Raw genomic sequence first — 19,531 nt, forward strand, 5'->3', positions numbered from 1 at the left:
CTCACCTTCACCTAATCCCATACTCACCTACTCACTTAACCGCTTCATTTCGGAGGAAGCCTCACCATGACCACCATTGCATTCATCGGCCTCGGCAATATGGGCAATCCCATGGCCGCCAACCTCGTGAAATCCGGCTACGACGTGCTTGGCTTCGACCTGGTGGACGACAACCTGAAGACGGCCGGAGCGAATGGCGTCAAGGTCGTGGGCGATGCGGCTTCGGCGGTGGCATCGGCAGACGTGGTCGTGACCATGCTGCCGGCCGGCAAGCATGTCGTCTCCGTCTACAACGACGTGGTCGCCAAAGCGAAGCCGGGCACGCTGTTCATCGACAGCTCTACCATCGACGTGGACTCCGCACGCCAGGCGCATGCGATTGCGGCCGAGAACAACATGCTTTCGGTGGATGCGCCGGTGTCGGGCGGCACGGTCGGCGCTCAGGCGGGCACCCTCACTTTCATGGCGGGCGGCGCCAAGGATGCGTTCGACAAGGCCGAACCGATCCTTGAGCGCATGGGCAAGCGCTCCGTGCATTGCGGCGATTCCGGCGCGGGCCAAGCAGCCAAGATCTGCAACAACATGATCCTCGGCGTGTCGATGATCGCGGCGGCAGAAGCCTTCGTGCTCGGCGAGAAACTCGGCCTGTCGCATCAGGCGCTGTTCGACGTGGCCTCCACGTCGTCAGGCCAGTGCTGGGCCATCACCACGAACTGCCCGGTTCCCGGTCCGGTGCCGACCTCGCCCGCCAATCGCGACTACAAGCCAGGCTTCGCCGCAGCGCTGATGCTCAAGGACCTGAAGCTTGCCCAGGAAGCGGCTGGATCATCCGGTGCCCAGACGCCACTGGGTGCACAGGCGGCTGAACTCTTCAGCCGCTTCGAAGCGCTCGGCCATGGCGGCGAGGACTTCTCGGGCATCATCAACTTCCTGCGCGACGATGCTGCAAAAACAACGGCCTGATCGCCGATAGGCTCAACTTAATCCGCATTTTAAGTTTTGCTTTAGGACTCCGTAACCAGGCAGTAACGATGTCCCTCTATAAGGATGTGCATGGCGGTCGAAACCACCGCCACCCGCTCCGGATCAGGTATTGCGTACCGGAGCAGTAAGCTTCGCTGTGTTCAGTTTGCGAAGTGCCAAGCGTTTCACTGGCAAAGCCGCGATCGCAGGAATGCGAACGCGGTTTTTGCCATTGGGCGTCCAGTTGACGTGCCGATCACGTCCTGTCTGCCACAAGTCAACCTCACCTAAGTCGCGCGAATGCGCGCACGCACGACACCCAGCAGCAAAAGCCCGGCGCTGAAAGATCCAAGCACGAGAGGCAGAGCGTGCGGACCAAGCCCCTGCATGAAGCCGCCTGACATCGGCGGTCCGGCAATCCCACCGAAGCCCCACATCATCGCAAAGGCCGCGTTGCCCGCAACCAGCATCGAACCGGAAAAGCGCTGGCCAAGTTCGACCACCGACATCGTGTACATTCCGTAGGAAAAGGCGCCCCAGAAGAAGATGGTCGGCCATTGGAACGGTGTGCCGAGAACAAGCGGCAGAAGGGCGCAACCGGTTGTCGCGAACAGGGCGCAAAGCACCATGACCGTTCGCGCGCTCAGCCGCTCAGCCAACAATCCGAGCGGGACCTGCAAAGCGACATTGCCAAAGAAATACACGGTCAGCAGCGTTGCCAGCGAATTCTCCCCAAGACCGATGGCTCGGCCATAGGTCGGAAACAAAGCCAGCATGGAGGTTTCCGTTGCCGCCGCCACCCAGACTGCGACCAGCAAGGTGGGTGCCGCCGGCAGGAAACGGCGAACCGTCCCCTGCTGCTCATCTTCATGGAACGGCGGCAGGCGTGATGCGGCAAGACGTACAAACAGGCCGCAGATCACGAAGGCTGAAAAGCCGAGGGCGAAAGGCAGCAAGCCACTGGTGCCGATCACCGCAAGCGTAGCCGGACCGCTGGCGAAGCCAAGGGAAATGATGGACGTATACGCACCCATGAAGCGCCCGCGCTGTTGCGGCGGCGCGAGCGACATCATCCAGACCTCGCTCAAGACGTAAAGCGGGATGACGCTCATCCCGAGCAGGAAGCGCAGCGGAAACCACAGCCACACATTCTGTGTCAGCCCGATCAGCGCGAACAGAACTGCGCATGTAAACGAACACAGCGTGACGGTCATGATGCCGCCCAGCCGCTTCACGATTGCGGGGATCTGTGTGGCTGCGATCATCATGCCCAGCGGCGACATGGCCGCCGACAGACCGATCATCGTGGGCGATACGCCCTGCCGCCCCAAGATGAAACTGAGCAGCGGGTAAGACAGTCCCTGCGCGATCGCAAACACAGAAACCGTGGCTGTTACTGCAGCGATCGCCAGCCAAGGGACAGGTGTCTTGGCGGCGGCCTCGGGCGCCAATTCGGGTCGCAACATCGGATACTAGCTCCCCATTCCATGGCAATGCAGGTGAATTTGGAACGGCTAACGCAAGCGCGACTCGCTTGGCGTCGAAAGCCGAAAAAAGCGCAGCTAACATGGCACTTCATACGCCGCCATCGGAGCAGCGACACAATCCGGCGTCGGGACGATTTGTCCAAGGGAGGGGTCGGCCGACGATTAGCGCTACAACAGACGTGCGCATGTCGCTTTGCTGGCGCTTTTGGTCGTCGGCCTGTCACATCTGATTTGCCAGTGGGGCCATGATACTGGTGCGATTCCGCTTACCGAGACCGTGCCATGACCGATCTTCCCCTGCTCAGCGATCTTGCGCCATTGACCGATCGGCTGCGGCGCGGCGGCGGTCGCGCCGGCAAGCGCATCGGTGGGGCAAGTGCCTTTGAGCAGCCCGCTTTCCGACAGCTGAAGATCCCTTTTACGCCGACCCGCATCGTCTCAGACGACGAGCTGGAATCGATCCACCTCGCCTCGCTTCGCGTGCTGAAGGAGATCGGTGTCGATGTGCTGCATGAAGGTGCCAAGCAGATCATGAAGGAGCACGGCGCGGATGTGGAGCCAGGCTCTGACCGCGTGCGTTTCGACGCCGACCTGATCCTCGACCTGATCGCCCATGCGCCTTCCGAGTTCACACTGCATGCGCGCAACCCCGCGCATAACGTCACCTTCGGCGGCAACAACATCGTTTTTGCGATGGTGGCTTCCGCACCGAACTGCTCGGACATTGATCGCGGGCGGCGGCCCGGCAATCAGGAAGACTACCGCAACTTCCTGCGGTTGGCGCAGATGCACAACATCATCCATCTCACCGGCGGTTACCCGGTAGAGCCGATCGACATCCACCCATCGGTGCGCCACCTCGAATGCATCCGCGATCTGGCTGTTCTGACCGACAAGGTCTTCCACATCTATTCGCTGGGCAAGGAGCGCAACGTCGACGGCATAGAGCTGGCGCGCATTGCCCGCGGGATCAGCCGCGAGCAGCTGGAGCGTGAGCCTTCCGTCTTCACCATCATCAACACCAATTCGCCCCTGAAGCTCGACATTCCGATGATGGAAGGCATCATCCAGATGGCCTCGGCCGGTCAGGTCGTGGTGGTAACGCCCTTCACCCTGTCGGGGGCGATGGCCCCGGTTACGATCGGAGGAGCGCTTGTGCAGCAAAATGCGGAAGCGCTGGCCGGTCTTGCCTTCGCCCAGATGGTGAAAAAGGGCGCGCCGGTGGCCTATGGCGGCTTCACCTCGAATGTCGACATGAAGTCGGGCGCGCCGGCATTCGGTACGCCCGAATACATGAAAGCCCAGAGCGTCGGCGGGCAACTGGCACGACGCTACAACATCCCCTACCGTACCTCGAACACCTGCGCCGCCAACGCCATGGATGCGCAGGCCGCTTATGAAAGTGTGTTCTCGCTGTGGGGCGCGATCCAGGGCGGCGGCAACTTCATGATGCATGCGGCCGGCTGGCTCGAAGGCGGCTTGCGCGCGTCCTTCGAGAAGGTCATCCTCGACATCGATCTCCTGCAAATGGTGGCCGAATATCTGACCCCGCTTGATCTTTCAGAGGATGCTCTGGCGGTGGATGCGATCCGCGATGTGGGCCCGGGCGGGCACTTCTTCGGCACGCCGCACACCCAATCTCGCTACAAGAATGCCTTCTACTCGCCGGTTCTGTCGGATTGGCGCAACTACGAAAGCTGGGCGGAAGCCGGCAGCCCAACGGCGCTCGACAAGGCGAACCGTGTGTTCAAAGAACGCCTTGCCGTCTACGAACAGCCACCCATGGACCCCTCCATCCGCGAAGAGCTCGATGCTTTTGTGGACAAGCGCCGCGCCGAGGGCGGCGCGCCGACCGACTTTTGATTCAAAGCTTCAATCACCTGACTCAAACTCTGATCGCACGGACGTAAATTCATGAAATCCCATGTCAAAGCGGTTGTCATCGGCGGCGGCGTCGTCGGCTGTTCGGTGCTTTATCACCTGGCCCGCGCCGGCTGGACCGATGTGATGCTGATCGAGCGTTCGGAGCTAACGTCAGGCTCTTCCTGGCATGCGGCAGGCGGCTTCCACACGCTGAACGGCGACCCGAACGTCGCCAAGCTGCAGGCCTATACGGTGCAGCTCTATAAAGAGCTGGAGGAGATTTCCGGCCAATCCTGCGGCTTGCATCTGACCGGCGGCGCGATGGTGGCTGACAGCCCCGAGCGCATGGATTTCCTGCGTCTCGGCCACGCCAAAGGCCGCTATCTCGGTATGGATACCGAGCTGATCACGCCTTCGGAAGTGAAGGCGATGTTCCCCTTGATGGACGAAAAGAACTTCGTCGGCGCGATGTGGGATCCGGTCGAAGGCCATCTCGACCCCTCCGGCACGACCCACGCCTATGCCAAGGCCGCTCAGAAACTGGGCGCCGAGATCGTGCTGCGCAACCCGGTGACCGAACTGACGCAGGATGCCGACGGCACCTGGAATGTGGTGACGGTGAACGGCACGGTGCGCTGCGAGCATGTGGTGAACTGCGGCGGGCTGTGGGCGCGCGAGGTCGGCCGCATGGTCGGTGTCGAACTGCCGCTCTTGGCCATGGAGCACATGTATCTTCTGACGGAAGACATCCCGGAAGTCATGGAGTTCAACAAATCCACGGGTCGCGAGATGATCGGCGTGATGGATTTCAAAGGTGAAATCTACACCCGGCAGGAGCGCAACGGCGTTCTGCTCGGAACCTATGAGAAGGCTTGCAAACCTTGGTCTCCGGTCACCACACCTTGGGATTTCGGGCATGAATTGCTGCAGCCCGACATCGACCGCATTGCGCCTTCGCTGGAGGTTGGCTTCCGCCATTTTCCAGGCATCGAGAAAGCCGGCATCAAGCAGATCATCAACGGGCCCTTCACCTTTGCCCCCGACGGAAATCCGTTGGTTGGACCGGTGCAGGGCCTCACCAACTTCTGGTGCGCCTGCGCGGTCATGGCGGGCTTCAGCCAGGGCGGCGGCGTGGGATTGGCGTTGTCGAACTGGATGGTGAACGGCGATCCCGGTTTCGACGTCTGGGGCATGGATGTCGCGCGGTTCGGCGAGTGGGCGACGCTTCGCTACACCAATGCCAAGGTGCGCGAAAACTACTCACGCCGCTTCTCGATCCGCTTCCCCAACGAGGAGCTTCCCGCCGCACGACCTGCACAAACCACGCCGCTATTCGACGATATGGTAGCGCAGAATGCCGTAATGGGAGACAGCTGGGGCCTCGAAACACCGCTTTGGTTCGCGCCCGAAGGCACGGAACCGAAGGATATCGTTTCTTACCGCCGCTCCAACGATTTCAAGAACGTCGGAAACGAGGTTCGCGCGACGCGTGAACGGGTCGGCGTGACCGAGATCGCCAACTTCGCGAAGTATGAAGTGTCGGGTCCGGGTGCTCGGGCCTTCCTCGATCACCTCATGACCAACCGCATGCCCAAGCCCGGCCGCATCGTTTTGACGCCGATGTTGAACGAATTTGGCAAGCTGATCGGCGACTTCACGATCGCCAATATGGGCGCCAAGGCGGGAAGCGTGCGCTTCATGATCTGGGGCTCGTCGGCGGCGCAGAAATATCACATGCGCTGGTTCGAGCAGCGTCTGCCTGGTGATGGCTCGGTGCGCATCCATCGCTTCGATCAGACGCTGGTGGGTCTGGCGATTGCCGGACCGAAGAGCCAGGCGCTGCTGGCAAATCTGACGGATGTAGACGTGTCCACATCGGCCTTCCGCTTCATGGACTTCCGCGAGATGGCAGTTGGTGGCGCACCCTGCATGGTGAACCGCATCTCCTATACCGGCGATCTCGGCTACGAGATCTGGATGCAGCCGACCTATGAGCGGCTGGTTTACCAAGCGATCAAGGAGGCCGGCGAAGAGTTCGGCATCGCCGACTTCGGCATGCGGGCGCTGCTTTCCATGCGGTTGGAGAAGAACTTCCCCACCTGGTATCGCGAGCTGCGGCCGATCTACGGACCGTTCGAAGGCGGCATGGATCGCTTCGTGAAGCTGGAAAAGAACGACTTCATCGGCCGCGAAGCGGCTGCCAAGGAGAAGGCAGCGCTGGACGCCGGCCAACCGATGCTACGGCGTGTCTCGATGATCGTGGATGCGGTGGATGCCGACGTGATGGGCGATGAGCCGATCTGGGCGAAGATCGGCGACACCGACTACGGCACGGTCGAGAAACCGCATGGCTACGGCGCGCCACGCTTCGACAGCACGGGTGCAGCAATGCAGGCGACTGCCAAGTCGCCCTCTTCTGAAACGGATGGCGATGCGTCGGCGGTGCTCGGTCTGCGCGATGGTGACTGGCGTGTGGTGGGCTGGGTGACGTCGGGCGGCTACGCGCATTATGTTCAGGCGTCGCTGGCACAGGGCTATGTGCCCGCCGCTCTCGCGGAGAACGAAAGTGAAGACCTGTTCGAGATCGAAATTTTGGGCAAGCGCTGCAAGGCGCGGATCAATGTCGAACCACTGTTCGATCCGGCCGGGGAAAAGATGCGCGGTTAATGCCACGCATCTCAAGATAAGCCAAAGGCGAGATCATGGTGATCTCGCCTTCTTTATTCGTGTCAGTGCATCTGCTCTGGTTCGTTGTAGCCGCGCTCGGTTTCAGCCTTTTGCGAAACACGTTCGGCAGGCGTCAGGCGGCGTCGGCGGATCAGTGCAAACGCGATCAAGACGATGAGCACGATCGGACCGAGAACGACGGTTAGTGACCAAAGACTGGAAAAGCCGTCCATTACAATCTCCATGCAGGTTCTTGCTTAGGCAACCCGTGGACGCTCCGTAAGTTCCGCAGAGGTAATGCCGCTTTCCAAAAGCGCGGAACGCAGCTTTGGCTCGTGGCGCTCCAATGCCCTGGCCATGATGAAGGGCTGACCGGTGCGCTTGGCCGTCCAGCCGACCGGATGAAGCTTGGCAGCAGCTTCCGGCTCGAAGCGCTGGAACAGCGACCAGCTGCGGCAATCGCAGGCACAGACATCCGCTTCGCCCCGCGCAATCGCCAATCCGGATTCTCGATGCGCACCGCTGGCGCGAGCTTCGGAAAAGACATCGATGCCTTTGCCAAGGGCGTGCAGATCACGCATGGGGCTGACGTAGCCCGAAAGCGAATCTTCCGAATTATAGATGAAGCGTTTGCCGCGAAGGAGATCGAGCGGAACGATGGCATCAGTGCCTTCAGGCGCTTCAATCGGCGATCCCTCATCTTTGCGCATCAGGAATGCGCTCGAATACAGCGGGCCGGACCCACCCTCGAACGGCTCGTAATCGGACTGACCGACGACGAGCACATCCTCGCTCAATCCCAGCTCCATCGGTCCCCAGCATGTCTGGGCGAAGATCAGGTCGGGGCTGCGCCACAGAACGGCAAGATCGGCATCGCGCGTCAGTTCGTCCGGCGCATCGATGCCGTCTTGCCTCAGAAGGTCACGGATAGGCCGCCATTGCGCGTCCACCTCGTGGTGAACTTCGGGCCAGTCATACATCGGAAGAGCAGCAATCAAGGACATGCGCGCCTTTTCCGATTTTCCCGACACCGATGCAATGGCGCGGCCGCTATTCTTTCGCTGGCTGAGCCGGCACCGGAGCCGTACCCGCGCCATGAACCGAACGCGCACGGATGCGGGGACGGAAAGCGCGGCCGAGCTCCGGCGACCGGCGCAGGAATGGATGGATCACCGGTTCCTTGGCCTTGAAGGCATAGGCTTTCACCAGCGCGAAGTAGTTCGGGAAGACATAGCCGTTGTTCATGCGCTGCCATTCTTCACGACGCGCAGCATAAAGCGCCGGCAGCTTGTACCAGGCGGCGGTCGGGTTCTTGTGATGCACCAGATGCAGGTTGTTGTTGAGGAACAACAGTGCCAGCGGCGAACGTTCGATGATCACCGTGCGCCCATCCGGCCGCTCCGACCATTGATGCTCGGCAAAGGTCCGGATGGCGACGAAGGATTGGCCGAGCCAGACCGGTACAAGCACATAGAGCCAGAGCGGCATGCCGAAGCCGACCTGCACGATAGGCAGCACGATGACGAGACCGATCAGGTGATGCCGCCAGGCCTTTTGCGCCGCCTTGTCGCCGGCAGCCAAAAGCTTCAGGTCCGTTGCAAGAAAGGCAACATTCGCCAGCACCGGGCCAAGCACGAAGCGGCCGACCATCGTGTTGTTCACGGAAAGCAGCATCTGCAGGGCGCGCGGCAGGTTCCGATGCTGCCAAAGAGCCCGGTAATAGCTTTCGGGATCGTCGAACGGATCGGTCAGGTTCTCATCGGCATGATGCTGCAGATGCAGCGTCTTGAACCGGCGGTATGGATAGATCAGGCCGATCGGCAGGCCGACGAGGATCTCGTTCCAGATCGCTTTTCGCGTCGGATGTCCGTGGCTCGCTTCGTGCATCAACGAGGATTGCATGGCGACGGCCAGCGCCAGAACCAGCAGGGCGGCAACGGGTTGGTCCTGCCACAGCATCCAGCCGGCAAGGAACCAGACGCCGTAACAGCCGACGATCAAGGCCAGGGTCGGCCACTCGATTTTGGACGCACGTTTCCGCGCGGCAGATGGGCTGCTCGCCATGAACTTCTCTCAAATTAGCTTGGAAGTCCCCCGACTCCCTGACACTAAACTGTCAGCAGGTTTGCTGCGCTGCAACGCGCGTTTTGCGCACAAAGGTTTATTCTGCGCAGCGAAAATCCCGTTTGTTGCGCAAAGTGCGCATCATGTTCTAAACTGCCACATATGGACAAGCGTGACCTCTCTGCCCTCTTCCGTGAGCGTTTGAAGATCCTGCTTCAGCGCTCGAGCCTCAACCAGTCCGCTTTTGCCGCCAAGGTCGGGCTGGACCGCTCGGCGCTGTCCCAGCTCATGTCGGGCGCAACGACGCGGCTTCCGCGCGCTGAAACGCTTTTGAACATCGCGGCCGAGCACAAGGTTTCGCTCGATTGGCTGATGGGGCTGAGCCAGGACGAAGGAGCGACGGGCGAGCTGCGCGTCAACATGGAGATGGAAGAAGGTCTCGGCGGCAATGATCGCGCGCTGCTTGCCCGCTGGCATGCGGAAGCGGCAGGCACCAAGATCCGCTATGTGCCGGCTGGCATGCCCGACCTTCTGCGCACCGAAGCGCTGATCGCCTATGAATCCTCGCGCACGCATCGCAACAGCGAGATCCAGATCGATGAAACGCTATCGCGCCTGGATTACAACCGCCGACCGGAAACAGACATGGAAGTCTGCATGCCCCGGCACACGCTCGAGATCTTCGCGCGCGGCATGGGCATGTGGACGGACTTCCCAGCGCCCGAGCGCAAGGCGCAGCTGGCCCATATGGCGCGGCTGCTCGACGATCTTTATCCAAGCTTCCGGCTATTTCTTTATGACGGGCTCGAGCGTTACTCGATACCTTATACCGTGTTCGGATCGATCCGGGCGGCGATCTATGTTGGCGACATGTATCTGGTGCTCAATGCCACAGAGCCGGTGCGCACGCTGACGCGCCACTTCGATACGCTGATCCGCTCGGCACAGGTCCATGCCCATGAAGCGGCGGGCTTCGCGCGTTCGCTGCACGACCAGCTTGCTTGACCGGACATAAAGATTTCTTTATGTCTTCTTCAACCTCAAGACATCGGAGACCATCATGGCCAATCCGCTCGATACACTGATCGCGGAAAAGGGCGTTCTGCTTGCCGACGGCGCAACAGGCACGAACCTTTTCAACATGGGTCTGGAATCCGGCGAAGCACCGGAACTGTGGAACGAGACACAGCCGGAAAAGATCGCCGACCTGCATCAGGGCTTCGTGGATGCGGGCGCCGATATCATCCTCACCAACTCTTTCGGTGGCACGCGTCACCGTTTGAAGCTGCATCACGCGCAGGACCGTGTGCATGAACTCAACAAGCAGGCGGGGCTGATCGCGCGTTCGGTTGCCGAAAAGGCCGGTCGCCCGGTGATCGTTGCCGGTTCGGTCGGGCCGACGGGCGAATTGCTCGAGCCGCTTGGCGCGTTGACCTATGACCAGGCCGTCGAAGCCTTCGTAGAACAGCTGGAAGGCCTGAAGGCGGGCGGCGTGGACGTAGCGTGGATCGAAACCATGTCGGCACCGGCGGAAGCACGGGCGGCGGCAGACGCGGCCATCAAGGTCGGCCTGCCCTATACCTACACCGTGTCCTTCGACACGGCCGGCCGCTCCATGATGGGCCTGCACCCCAAGGACATTCACGGCGTGGCGGACGGACTTGCACAGGCACCGGAAGCGGTCGGCGCCAATTGCGGCGTTGGTGCCTCCGACATCCTGTCTTCGCTGCTGGACATGACCGCTGCGCGCCCCGACGCCAAGATCATCGTGAAGGGCAATTGCGGCATTCCCGAATTCCACGGCACCGACATCCATTATTCCGGCACGCCGGAGCTGATGGCGGATTATGCGCGTCTTGCCATGGACGCTGGTGCAACGATCATCGGCGGGTGCTGCGGGACGTCCTTCGGCCACCTGAAGGCGATGCGTGACGCCATCGACGGGCACAGCAAAGCCGAGCGTCCCACGGTGGAAACGATCACCAGCCGCATCGGGCCGCTTCGCAACAAGCAGGCCGATGAAAGTGGCGCCGCATCCGGCAATGAAGGCGGCCGCCGTCGCCGCCGTGGCTAAAGATTAAGGAACGGCAGCGACAAAGGGCCGTTAAGCTCCGCAAAAGGCGGAGACATTCATGGAACAACACATCGCATCGGCAGCGCATGCAAGCCGGCCCTGGATCAAACCAATGGCGCGTGTCGGCTATACCGCACGCGGCATGGTTTACATGGTGATCGGCTGGCTCGCCCTTCTTTCGGGGCTGGGAGGCGGCGGTGGAACAACCGATTCCAAAGGCGCGGTTCAGACGCTGATGGCCAGCGGTCCCGGTTTGGTGATCGCGATCATCCTGATCCTCGGCCTGTTGTCCTATGCGCTGTGGCGGTTCATCCAGGCCGCACTCGATCCCGACGATCACGGGCTGTCGGCCAAGGGCACGGCGATCCGCATCGGCCTGGCGGCGTCGGGCATCACCTATCTCGGTTTGACCGCCTATACGTTCTCACTGTGGCGCGGCTCGGCTTCGGGCGGTGAAGGCGGCGCGGGTGCGTTTTCCGACTGGGTCACGGGTATTATCGGCGGAACGGCAGCGGCATTCGCGCTCGCCGCAATCCTGGCCGGTGTCGCGATCGCGCATTTCATCAAGGCGTGGAAGCGCGGCTATGAAAAGTATATGGAGCTCGATGAGGACACCAAGACGAAGATCGCGCCCGTTGCCGTGACCGGCCTGGTGGCACGCGGTTCGATCTTTGTCGTGCTAGCCGTTCTGCTGTTTTATCACGGTTCACTTGCGGGCGAAGGCAAGCCCGGCACAGAAGATGCGCTCAACTTTATCCACGAATTGCCATTCGGCAGCGTGCTGCTGATCGCCGTTGCGGTCGGGCTGATCGCCTTTGCGCTTTATTCCTTTGCTGAAGCCGCATGGCGCAGGGTGGATCCAGTCGACGCCTGACCAGACTTCGGGCGGGCGCGATCGACGCGCCCTGCCCTTGGTTTGACGTAGAGCTTCAGCTGGCGCTGGCGTCGGTATCCAACGTCTCGTTGAACAAGGTCAGCATACGCGTCCAGGCACGCTGGGCGCCTTGAGGGTCATAGATGTCGTGGTCCGACACGGCCCAGCCATGCTGCATGCCGACATAATTTTCGATGATGTGATCGACTTCCGCTTCGCGTAGCGCTAGCGCGAGCTTGGCGGACTGTTCCGGCGGGAAGCTCTTGTCGACGCCGGCCGAGCCGACATAAACGCGACCCTTGATCTTGTTGGCTGCCTTGTGCGGGCTGTCTTCGGCGTCGCTCGCAAGATTGCCACCGTGGAAGCTCGCAGCGGCCACGATGCGATCGGGACAATGCGCCGCAGCGTTGAGCGCCCGCGGACCGCCCATGCAGTAGCCGACAGCGCCGACCCGCGTCACGCCCTCGCCTTCCAGCGTTTGAAGAAACGCAGCCGTATCGCTGATCGTCATGGCCTGCGTGGTGCCGCTCATGATGCCGCGCAATTCCTTGGCGGTGTCCTCGTTCTTGAACGCAGTCTTGGCGTCGAACGGACCATAAGGCGCATTGCGGTAGAACAGATCGGGGATCAGGGTGACATAGCCGGCATTGGCCAGGATCTCGCCTATCTCGCTCATCGCCGGACGCAGGCCGAAGGCGTCCATGTAAACGATGACGCCGGTCTTCAGCGTTTCAGGACGGGTGTCGGGTCGAAACAGCCAGGCACCGGCCTCGCCATCGGCGGTCTTGATCTTGAGTTCGCTAAACGGCATCGGCCTCTCCTTGGTTTCGAACCAGTCTAAATAGCAAAAAGCCGCATCGCGGCGAGCGCGATGCGGCTTTTGTTGAAGCGTCGTTGCAGCTTATTCGGCTGCCTGGGTCGGTACGCCGCGCTCGGTCTGCTCGGCAGTTGCGTTGGAGCCGCCCGACTGCGTGTCCATCTGGCTGCTGCTGCCACCCGTGCTCGTGCAAGCTGCGGTTGCGAGCATCATTACGGCGATGGCGGCGCTGGAAAGAATCTTCTTCATGATCAGGTCCCTTGAATATCTGGAGTAAAAAACATGGTCGTCGCAGCTACAATCATCCCGAGGCGCTGCGGTTCCCATAATGTGGCAGAATCTTGATTACGCTCCTGACAAATCGCTCAACCGAGACGCAGAACGAGAAAGCGCGCATGGCTTGAACAGCCACGCGCGCTTGTTTCGTCACTTCGGTCCGGAGAAGGCGCTTCTCCAGACTTCCTTGTGGATCAGTCCAGCCACTTTAGCCCGGCTGTCATCGGGCTCCTTTCAAGTGAAGGCGTCCGGCATGGACTCCTTCTTCCTGGCGATGAAGTCGTTGAGCCCGTCGGCGATACCCTGATCGAGATGCGGCGCCTCGTAGCTTTCGAGCCAGCGGCGCGCCAACTCGTTTGCGCGCTGCGGCGCCGTCTTCTCGCCTTCTGCCAGCCACTGCTCGTAGGAATTGTTGTCGGCGATGGAGGAGCGATAAAACGCGGACTGGAAGTTCGCCTGGGTGTGGTCGCAACCGAGATAATGGCTGCCGGGACCGACCTGGCGGATCGCATCCATGGCTTGGCCGTTTTCACTGAGATCGACGCCCTCTGCGAGCTTCTGCGCCATGCCGAGCTGATCCACGTCCATCATGAACTTCTCATAGCAGGACGCCAGACCGCCTTCGAGCCAGCCTGCCGAATGCAGCACGAAGTTGGTGCCGGCCAGCAGCGTGGAGTTCAGCGTGTTGGCGCTTTCATAAGCCGCCTGCGCATCCGGAACCTTCGAAGCGCAGAGCGAGCCGCCGGTGCGGAACGGCAGACCGAGACGCCGCGCGAGCTGCGCCGCGCCGTAAGACACCAGCGAGGGTTCCGGCGTACCGAAGGTCGGCGCGCCCGACTGCATGGAGATGGAGGATGCGAAGGTGCCGAACAGAACCGGCGCGCCGGGACGAACCAGCTGCGTGAAGGATGCGCCGGCGAGAACCTCGGCCAGAACCTGCGTCAGCGTGCCGGCAACCGTTACCGGGCTCATGGCGCCGGCCAGAATGAACGGCGTGACGATGCAAGCCTGGTTGTTGCGGGCATAGACCTTGGCCGCGCCCAGCATGGTCTCGTCGAACACCATCGGCGAGTTGGCATTGATCAGGTTGATGATGACGGTGTTCTCGTCAACGAACTTGTCGCCAAACAGGATCTTCGCCATCGACACCGTGTCTTCCGCACGCTCCGGCGCGGTGACGGAGCCCATGAAGGGCTTGTCAGACAGGGTCATGTGGGCATGCACCATGTCGAGATGGCGCTTGTTGACCGGGACGTCGACGGGCTCGCAGACCGTGCCGCCCGAATGGTGGATCGACGGTGCGAGGTAAGCGAGCTTCACGAAGTTGCGGAAATCCTCGATCGTCGCATAGCGGCGATTGCCTTCGAGGTCGCGAACGAAGGGCGGGCCATAAACGGGAGCGAACACCGTCGCATTGCCGCCGATCTGCACCGAGCGTTCTGGATTGCGGGCATGCTGTGTGAACTGTGACGGAGCGGTCTTCAACAGCGAGCGACACAGGCCGCGCGGGAAATGAACGCGCTCGCCCTTCACATCGGCGCCCGCTTCCTTCCACATGGCGAGCGCTTCGGCATCGTCACGAAACTCGATGCCGATCTCTTCGAGCACCGTGTCCGCATTACGCTCGATCAGCGCCAGGCCTTCCTCGTTGAGGACCTCGAAGCTGTTGATCTTGCGCTTGATGTAAGTGAGCTGGGTGCCTGGTCCGCCACCGGTGCGGGCTGCGCGACGCGCTGCCGCTCCGCCGCTTGCACCGCGTCCCCGACGACCGCCGCCGGCAGCCGCATCCTGATCAGCCGCAACTGTATCGCTCATCTTTCGCTTTCCTGAACTCGAAAACCGGGGCACCCTGAAGAACCGGCTCATAGACCTTTCCGGTGATGGTAGTCGAGCACCCCTGACGAAACGGTTTGGCTGCGCCAGCACGTGTCGCAAAATCGACAAGACTTTCAATCAGATTTCAGTCGCTTTCTTCTCGACGCGCGTCGCAAAATGACTATGCGTAAGCCGCACTTTGCGGAATAGACTATGCAAGACTGCCTCGCTCGACCAAAGAGCGCCGCATGCCTGGGAGCACAGAATGTCTGACGACGAAATCATCCTGTCCGAGCTTTCCGACGACGAACTCGTTCAGCAGATGCATGACGACCTTTACGATGGCCTCAAGGAGGAAATCGAGGAAGGCACCAACATCCTGCTGGAACGCGGCTGGGAGCCTTACAAGGTCCTGACCGAAGCGCTGGTGGAAGGCATGCGAATCGTGGGCGAGGATTTCCGCGATGGCATCCTGTTCGTGCCGGAAGTGCTTCTGTCGGCCAACGCGATGAAGGCCGGCATGTTCATCCTGCGCCCGCTTCTGGCCGCCACCAACGCGCCGAAGCAGGGCAAGCTCGTGATCGGCACCGTGAAGGGCGACATTCACGACATCGGCAAGAATCTCGTCGGCATGATGATGGAAGGTGCTGGCTTCGACGTGGTCGATCTCGGCATCAACAATCCGGTCGAGAACTACCTCAACGCGATCGAAGAGCATCAGCCGGACCTGATCGGCATGTCCGCCCTGCTCACCACGACCATGCCCTACATGAAGGTGGTGATCGACACGATGAAGGAAAAGGGCATTCGCGACGACTATGTCGTGCTGGTTGGCGGCGCGCCGCTGAACGAAGAGTTCGGCAAGGCTGTCGGCGCCGATGCATACTGCCGCGATGCGGCAGTGGCCGTGGAAACGGCCAAGCAGTTCATGAAACGCAAGCACAACGTCCACGCTTCGGCCTGAGCTGATCGAAGGCATCCAGACAAAACAAAGGCCGCGATCGAAATCGCGGCCTTTGTTTTAGATGAACCGGCGGCGGCGGATCTCGCGGCGTCCGGTTCGGGCTTTACTTACTGCGCAGCGTTCGAAACGTTGCGGCCAGCCGACTGCGTGGCGTTCACAGTGTTAGCAGTATCCGCACCCACACCGCGGATGGTGTTGGCACATGCAGCGGACATAAGCGCGGCGGCCAGAACAGCGATGGTAGCAAAGCGCGACTTGGTCATTTATCGTCCCTCAGTTGTTTCAGCTCAAAAACGACAAACAAGCCGACTTGTTCCCATGCGTCAGCGAAGAATCAGAAATAAAGTAGAAGCTGTTTCGAGCGAGGTGGCCGAGGGCTCACTTCCGGTCGCTGAACGCCTTCTGGTGATCGCCTGCGGCGCGATCGCGCGCGAGGTTCTGGCCGTCACGAAGCTGAACAAGCTTGCGGGTGTGGATCTCACCTGCCTGCCGGCTATCTGGCACGTTTACCCCGCAAAGATCGCACCGGCCATGCGCGAGCAGATAAGCCTGGCGCGGGAAAAGGGCTACCGCCGCATTCTTATCGGCTATGCCGAATGCGGCACCCAAGGCGAGTTGGACAAGATCTGCGAAGAAGAAGGCATCGAGCGCATCGAAGGCCCGCATTGTTACGCGTTCTTCAGCGGCAATAACCGCTTCATGGCCAGCACCGAAACCGAGTTCACCGCGTTTTACCTCACCGACCTGATCACGCGCCAGTTCGAAGCCTTCGTGATCGAGCCGCTGAAGCTGGACAAGCATCCCGAACTTCGCGACATGGTGTTCGGGAACTACACCAAGGTCGTTTATCTCGCGCAGACAGATGATCCCGCCCTGCAGGAAAAAGCCAGATGGGCGGCCGATTATCTCGGGCTGGAATACGAGTATCGCTTTACCGGCTACGGTGACCTGGAACCAGCCCTGCAACGCGCTGCAGCAGTATCCTCTGCGCCAAGCCTGTGAGGATCGATTGGCCGGAAGGATGAAAGGACAATCATGATTCGTCGACTGTTTTTCGCCCTTGGTCTTATCGGGCTCGCAGCCTCTGTTGCCCAGGCTGATGGCGCCATCACCCGCATCATCACCAAGCAGGATGCAGCACGGCTGCAGAACTACGAGATAACCCGCAAGACCGCTCTCACCGATGCGCGGGAAAACGGCGACAAGCAGGACATCGACATCATCAACACCGTGATTACCGAACGGTTGGCGCGTTTTGCCGGCTTCGATATGACCGGCGACTGGCAGTGCCGCACGATCAAGCTCGGCGGTGATCCTGCTGCCGTTGTGTATGGCTGGTTTAAGTGCCGCGTAACCGATGACGGCGCGGGCTGGTTTCTGAACAAGACCAGCGGATCACAACGCACACAGGGCCGGTTCTACGACGACAGCGACCACCGGTTGATCTATCTCGGCACGCAATTCGTGGCCGGCGAACAGCCAAAGCGCTATAAAACGGACGCAAAGGCCGATCAGGTCGGTTATGCCTTTCGAACGGCAAAGGGTTTTCGGATCGAGTTTCCCGAACCTGCGTTTGAATCGAAGCTCGATATTCTTGAATTGCGTCGATGATGCACGCGGGATTGTCGTGAACCTCTGCCATGATCCCTTTTACGGGGCTGGCCCGCTGCATTCCAGGAACCCACACGCCTCATGATTGAAGACCCCGCCTTCGGGCCACACACGACCGAGGCTCCACAGATCAAGCTGGAAGAAGAAGAAGCGCTGCCGCCGCGCTTGTCACAGGTTTTTCAGTCGCTCGCCGATAACGCCAACGGCCCCGTCACCGTGCGCCAGATCCGCGACGCGTTGGGAGATCGCAGCTTCGCCACCCTTCTCATCTTCTTTGCCGCCATCAACTTGTTGCCCTTGCCGCCCGGCACCACCCTCGTGCTCGGCATGCCGCTGATGATCGTTTCGGCGCAGATGGTGTGGGGCCGCAAGATCGCCTGGCTGCCGGAATTCATTCTCGTGCGCTCCGTTCAGGCCGAGCAGTTTCGTGCGCTGGCCGAACGCTTCATTCCCCGTCTTGTTTGGCTCGAGCGCTGGATCAAGCCGCGTGTCTGGCCCCTGCCCGATCGCTACGACGAGCGCGTCATCGGCCTGCTTGCGCTCGTGATGGGCACGCTCGTGACCCTGCCGATCCCGCTCGGCAACTGGTTCCCCGCCTTGACCATCGCCCTCGCGGCTCTGGCCCTATCCGAGCGCGATGGTGTTTTGCTCGGCGTGGCCTGCGCAGCGGGCGCATTTTCCGTTGTTCTGATCGTGGCGCTGGCCGGCACGGTCACCTATGCGCTGCAGGCTGTTTCAGCCTGGTTCTGGTAAAACCAGCCAAAGCCAGTCACGTCGCTTTTGAATGCGCCCACGTCGTCGCATAACAAGCGGCAGACAAGGACATACTGCAACGTCAACCCCAAGACGCAGAGGGCGTAAAGCATGGCCGATTTGGTCGTCGTTTATTGGCGGGACATTCCCGCACAGGTCATCGTCAAGAAAGGCCGGCAGAGCGCCAAACGCGAACTGTCGCTGCGCTTTACCGAGGCCATCGATATGTGCGCCATGCGCACCGGTGCCGGCGATACCGATGCTTATCTGGCCGACTGGCGGCGCGCCACGCCCGAGCCCGTTTCCGACGATCTGGAAGCGGAGGCCGATAAGGCGATGGCGCATCTGGAACAGGAATATTCCCGTGAAAAGCTCGTCGCCTTGGTGAAGGCGGGCGGGCGCAGCGACGGCTAGCCGAAGGAGGCTTGGCAATGATTCACATACCCGCATCCATTGAGATCGTGCCCAAACAGGCACTCGAATCAGCCGAGCTTCCCGGTCTCTTTCCAGCCGGCACACGCGTTTACATCACCGATATCGGCACCGACACGATCGACGATCTGACGGCAGCGGCCAAGCGCGTCGGCGAACTGGGTTACACGCCGGTGCCGCATTTCGCCTGCCGCCGGCTGACCACGCGCGCTTCCCTCGAAGACCGCGTGATGCGCGCGGTGAACGAAGCCGGCGTCAGCGACGTGCTGGTGATCGGCGGCGGATTGGACAAGCCGGCCGGCGAATTCGCTTCCGCCATGGAGGTGCTGAACACCGGCGTGTTCGAGCGCAACGGCATCAAGGCCATGGGCGTGGCCGGCCATCCTGAAGGCAGCCCCGACTTTTCCATCGATTCCGCCATGCAGGCGCTACGCGACAAGCAGGCTTACGCCGATCGTACGGGGATCGACGTACGCATCGTGACCCAGTTCGGTTTCGATCCCGCCAAGTTCATCGGCTGGGCCGACAGTCTGCACGCCGAAGGCATTAACCTGCCGGTCCACCTCGGTGTCGCTGGTCCGGCCAAGTTCCCCACCCTCATCAAATATGCGGCCATGTGCGGCGTCGGCAATTCGATCGACTTCCTCAAGCGCAACGCCATGTCGCTGACCGCGCTTGCCGTGGGCCACAACCCGGAAGAAGTTGTCGGTCCGATCGAAGCCAGTTCGCAGCGACCGAGTTCGCCCATCACCCAGATCCACGTCTTTCCGTTCGGCGGGTTGAAGAAATCGACCGAATGGCTTATCAAACGCGGATCTTGGGATATAAACACATCTGCATATCCTTCTGCACTGTTTGCTTAACCGAAACC

Annotated in this window: 20 protein-coding genes; 12 read left to right on the forward strand and 8 right to left on the reverse strand. The window is 61.0% G+C overall.

The genetic code is table 11. The features are described 5' to 3' along the window. The first annotated feature begins 66 nt into the window (after window positions 1-66). Entirely contained in the window at window positions 67-963 is an 897-nt protein-coding gene (mmsB, locus tag JYU29_RS08880; protein ID WP_213984458.1) for a 3-hydroxyisobutyrate dehydrogenase, read from the forward strand. Between the two features lie 287 nt (window positions 964-1,250). On the opposite strand, the gene JYU29_RS08885 is transcribed toward mmsB, so the two are convergent. Continuing rightward, window positions 1,251-2,429 (reverse strand): MFS transporter, encoded by a 1,179-nt coding sequence (locus JYU29_RS08885; protein WP_213984459.1) that lies wholly within the window; start codon window positions 2,427-2,429, stop codon window positions 1,251-1,253. A 303-nt stretch (window positions 2,430-2,732) separates the two neighbouring features. On the opposite strand from JYU29_RS08885, the gene JYU29_RS08890 reads away from it, so the two are divergent. Next, the gene (locus tag JYU29_RS08890; RefSeq protein WP_213984460.1) at window positions 2,733-4,313 is read left to right on the forward strand and encodes a trimethylamine methyltransferase family protein; all 1,581 of its coding nucleotides are present in this window, start codon (window positions 2,733-2,735) and stop codon (window positions 4,311-4,313) included. Between the two features lie 51 nt (window positions 4,314-4,364). Beyond that, window positions 4,365-6,980 carry a GcvT family protein gene (locus tag JYU29_RS08895; RefSeq protein WP_213984461.1) on the forward strand — a complete coding sequence of 872 codons (2,616 nt, stop codon included), beginning with the start codon at window positions 4,365-4,367 and terminating at the stop codon, window positions 6,978-6,980. A gap of 62 nt (window positions 6,981-7,042) precedes the next feature. On the opposite strand, the gene JYU29_RS08900 is transcribed toward JYU29_RS08895, so the two are convergent. From JYU29_RS08900 to JYU29_RS08910, 3 genes are read right to left on the reverse strand one after another with little or no spacing between them, the layout of a single operon-like run. Then, on the reverse strand, window positions 7,043-7,213 hold the full coding sequence (locus JYU29_RS08900; RefSeq protein ID WP_213984462.1) for a hypothetical protein: 171 nt from the start codon (window positions 7,211-7,213) through the stop codon (window positions 7,043-7,045). A gap of 24 nt (window positions 7,214-7,237) precedes the next feature. After that, window positions 7,238-7,984: a phosphate/phosphite/phosphonate ABC transporter substrate-binding protein gene (locus JYU29_RS08905; RefSeq protein ID WP_213984463.1), complete on the reverse strand. Its 747-nt coding sequence runs from the start codon at window positions 7,982-7,984 to the stop codon at window positions 7,238-7,240. A 46-nt stretch (window positions 7,985-8,030) separates the two neighbouring features. Continuing rightward, window positions 8,031-9,044 carry a fatty acid desaturase gene (locus JYU29_RS08910; RefSeq protein ID WP_213984464.1) on the reverse strand — a complete coding sequence of 338 codons (1,014 nt, stop codon included), beginning with the start codon at window positions 9,042-9,044 and terminating at the stop codon, window positions 8,031-8,033. 162 nt (window positions 9,045-9,206) lie between these two features. Between JYU29_RS08910 and JYU29_RS08915 the strand changes: the two genes are divergently transcribed. From JYU29_RS08915 to JYU29_RS08925, 3 genes are read left to right on the forward strand one after another with little or no spacing between them, the layout of a single operon-like run. Continuing rightward, the gene (locus JYU29_RS08915; RefSeq protein WP_213984465.1) at window positions 9,207-10,049 is read left to right on the forward strand and encodes a helix-turn-helix domain-containing protein; all 843 of its coding nucleotides are present in this window, start codon (window positions 9,207-9,209) and stop codon (window positions 10,047-10,049) included. Between the two features lie 55 nt (window positions 10,050-10,104). Beyond that, entirely contained in the window at window positions 10,105-11,118 is a 1,014-nt protein-coding gene (bmt, locus tag JYU29_RS08920) for a betaine--homocysteine S-methyltransferase (protein ID WP_213984466.1), read from the forward strand. Between the two features lie 58 nt (window positions 11,119-11,176). Then, window positions 11,177-11,992 (forward strand): DUF1206 domain-containing protein, encoded by an 816-nt coding sequence (locus JYU29_RS08925; protein WP_213984467.1) that lies wholly within the window; start codon window positions 11,177-11,179, stop codon window positions 11,990-11,992. A gap of 55 nt (window positions 11,993-12,047) precedes the next feature. Here the strand turns inward: JYU29_RS08925 and JYU29_RS08930 are convergent, their stop codons facing one another. The 3 genes from JYU29_RS08930 to JYU29_RS08940 all read right to left on the reverse strand — a co-directional run bounded on the left by JYU29_RS08930 (window position 12,048) and on the right by JYU29_RS08940 (window position 14,900). Then, complete coding sequence (locus tag JYU29_RS08930; protein WP_213984468.1) at window positions 12,048-12,803, reverse strand: dienelactone hydrolase family protein; 756 nt, start codon at window positions 12,801-12,803, stop codon at window positions 12,048-12,050. Window positions 12,804-12,893: 90 nt separating this feature from the next. Beyond that, the gene (locus tag JYU29_RS08935) at window positions 12,894-13,058 is read right to left on the reverse strand and encodes a hypothetical protein (protein WP_213984469.1); all 165 of its coding nucleotides are present in this window, start codon (window positions 13,056-13,058) and stop codon (window positions 12,894-12,896) included. A 261-nt stretch (window positions 13,059-13,319) separates the two neighbouring features. Beyond that, a complete protein-coding gene (locus JYU29_RS08940) occupies window positions 13,320-14,900 on the reverse strand; it encodes a trimethylamine methyltransferase family protein (protein WP_213984470.1) in 1,581 nt (526 codons plus the stop codon). A 265-nt stretch (window positions 14,901-15,165) separates the two neighbouring features. On the opposite strand from JYU29_RS08940, the gene JYU29_RS08945 reads away from it, so the two are divergent. Next, window positions 15,166-15,864 carry a corrinoid protein gene (locus tag JYU29_RS08945; protein ID WP_213984471.1) on the forward strand — a complete coding sequence of 233 codons (699 nt, stop codon included), beginning with the start codon at window positions 15,166-15,168 and terminating at the stop codon, window positions 15,862-15,864. A 107-nt stretch (window positions 15,865-15,971) separates the two neighbouring features. Here the strand turns inward: JYU29_RS08945 and JYU29_RS18320 are convergent, their stop codons facing one another. Then, window positions 15,972-16,127, reverse strand: coding sequence for an entericidin domain-containing protein (locus tag JYU29_RS18320; RefSeq protein ID WP_250157318.1), 156 nt, complete (start codon window positions 16,125-16,127; stop codon window positions 15,972-15,974). 103 nt (window positions 16,128-16,230) lie between these two features. Between JYU29_RS18320 and JYU29_RS08950 the strand changes: the two genes are divergently transcribed. The 5 genes from JYU29_RS08950 to JYU29_RS08970 all read left to right on the forward strand — a co-directional run bounded on the left by JYU29_RS08950 (window position 16,231) and on the right by JYU29_RS08970 (window position 19,523). Then, window positions 16,231-16,866, forward strand: a complete 636-nt coding sequence (locus JYU29_RS08950; RefSeq protein ID WP_347879873.1) for a DUF1638 domain-containing protein — start codon at window positions 16,231-16,233, stop codon at window positions 16,864-16,866. A gap of 33 nt (window positions 16,867-16,899) precedes the next feature. After that, window positions 16,900-17,475: a DUF4893 domain-containing protein gene (locus JYU29_RS08955; protein ID WP_213984472.1), complete on the forward strand. Its 576-nt coding sequence runs from the start codon at window positions 16,900-16,902 to the stop codon at window positions 17,473-17,475. A gap of 81 nt (window positions 17,476-17,556) precedes the next feature. Further along, on the forward strand, window positions 17,557-18,228 hold the full coding sequence (locus JYU29_RS08960) for an exopolysaccharide biosynthesis protein (protein ID WP_213984473.1): 672 nt from the start codon (window positions 17,557-17,559) through the stop codon (window positions 18,226-18,228). Between the two features lie 111 nt (window positions 18,229-18,339). Beyond that, entirely contained in the window at window positions 18,340-18,642 is a 303-nt protein-coding gene (locus JYU29_RS08965) for a virulence factor (protein ID WP_213984474.1), read from the forward strand. Between the two features lie 17 nt (window positions 18,643-18,659). Next, the gene (locus tag JYU29_RS08970) at window positions 18,660-19,523 is read left to right on the forward strand and encodes a methylenetetrahydrofolate reductase (protein WP_213984475.1); all 864 of its coding nucleotides are present in this window, start codon (window positions 18,660-18,662) and stop codon (window positions 19,521-19,523) included. Window positions 19,524-19,531 lie beyond the last annotated feature (8 nt).

This window comes from Tianweitania aestuarii, from assembly GCF_018457165.1.
GTDB classification, from domain to species: domain Bacteria; phylum Pseudomonadota; class Alphaproteobacteria; order Rhizobiales; family Rhizobiaceae; genus Tianweitania; species Tianweitania aestuarii.

Excerpts from the sequence above, each read along its gene's own strand:
- mmsB (WP_213984458.1), top strand. The coding sequence starts at position 67 with ATGACCACCATTGCATTCATCGGCCTCGGCAATATGGGCAATCCCATG.
- JYU29_RS08885 (WP_213984459.1), bottom strand. The coding sequence starts at position 2,429 with ATGTTGCGACCCGAATTGGCGCCCGAGGCCGCCGCCAAGACACCTGTC.
- JYU29_RS08890 (WP_213984460.1), top strand. The coding sequence starts at position 2,733 with ATGACCGATCTTCCCCTGCTCAGCGATCTTGCGCCATTGACCGATCGG.
- JYU29_RS08895 (WP_213984461.1), top strand. The coding sequence starts at position 4,365 with ATGAAATCCCATGTCAAAGCGGTTGTCATCGGCGGCGGCGTCGTCGGC.
- JYU29_RS08900 (WP_213984462.1), bottom strand. The coding sequence starts at position 7,213 with ATGGACGGCTTTTCCAGTCTTTGGTCACTAACCGTCGTTCTCGGTCCG.
- JYU29_RS08905 (WP_213984463.1), bottom strand. The coding sequence starts at position 7,984 with ATGTCCTTGATTGCTGCTCTTCCGATGTATGACTGGCCCGAAGTTCAC.
- JYU29_RS08910 (WP_213984464.1), bottom strand. The coding sequence starts at position 9,044 with ATGGCGAGCAGCCCATCTGCCGCGCGGAAACGTGCGTCCAAAATCGAG.
- JYU29_RS08915 (WP_213984465.1), top strand. The coding sequence starts at position 9,207 with ATGGACAAGCGTGACCTCTCTGCCCTCTTCCGTGAGCGTTTGAAGATC.
- bmt (WP_213984466.1), top strand. The coding sequence starts at position 10,105 with ATGGCCAATCCGCTCGATACACTGATCGCGGAAAAGGGCGTTCTGCTT.
- JYU29_RS08925 (WP_213984467.1), top strand. The coding sequence starts at position 11,177 with ATGGAACAACACATCGCATCGGCAGCGCATGCAAGCCGGCCCTGGATC.
- JYU29_RS08930 (WP_213984468.1), bottom strand. The coding sequence starts at position 12,803 with ATGCCGTTTAGCGAACTCAAGATCAAGACCGCCGATGGCGAGGCCGGT.
- JYU29_RS08935 (WP_213984469.1), bottom strand. The coding sequence starts at position 13,058 with ATGAAGAAGATTCTTTCCAGCGCCGCCATCGCCGTAATGATGCTCGCA.
- JYU29_RS08940 (WP_213984470.1), bottom strand. The coding sequence starts at position 14,900 with ATGAGCGATACAGTTGCGGCTGATCAGGATGCGGCTGCCGGCGGCGGT.
- JYU29_RS08945 (WP_213984471.1), top strand. The coding sequence starts at position 15,166 with ATGTCTGACGACGAAATCATCCTGTCCGAGCTTTCCGACGACGAACTC.
- JYU29_RS18320 (WP_250157318.1), bottom strand. The coding sequence starts at position 16,127 with ATGACCAAGTCGCGCTTTGCTACCATCGCTGTTCTGGCCGCCGCGCTT.
- JYU29_RS08955 (WP_213984472.1), top strand. The coding sequence starts at position 16,900 with ATGATTCGTCGACTGTTTTTCGCCCTTGGTCTTATCGGGCTCGCAGCC.
- JYU29_RS08960 (WP_213984473.1), top strand. The coding sequence starts at position 17,557 with ATGATTGAAGACCCCGCCTTCGGGCCACACACGACCGAGGCTCCACAG.
- JYU29_RS08965 (WP_213984474.1), top strand. The coding sequence starts at position 18,340 with ATGGCCGATTTGGTCGTCGTTTATTGGCGGGACATTCCCGCACAGGTC.
- JYU29_RS08970 (WP_213984475.1), top strand. The coding sequence starts at position 18,660 with ATGATTCACATACCCGCATCCATTGAGATCGTGCCCAAACAGGCACTC.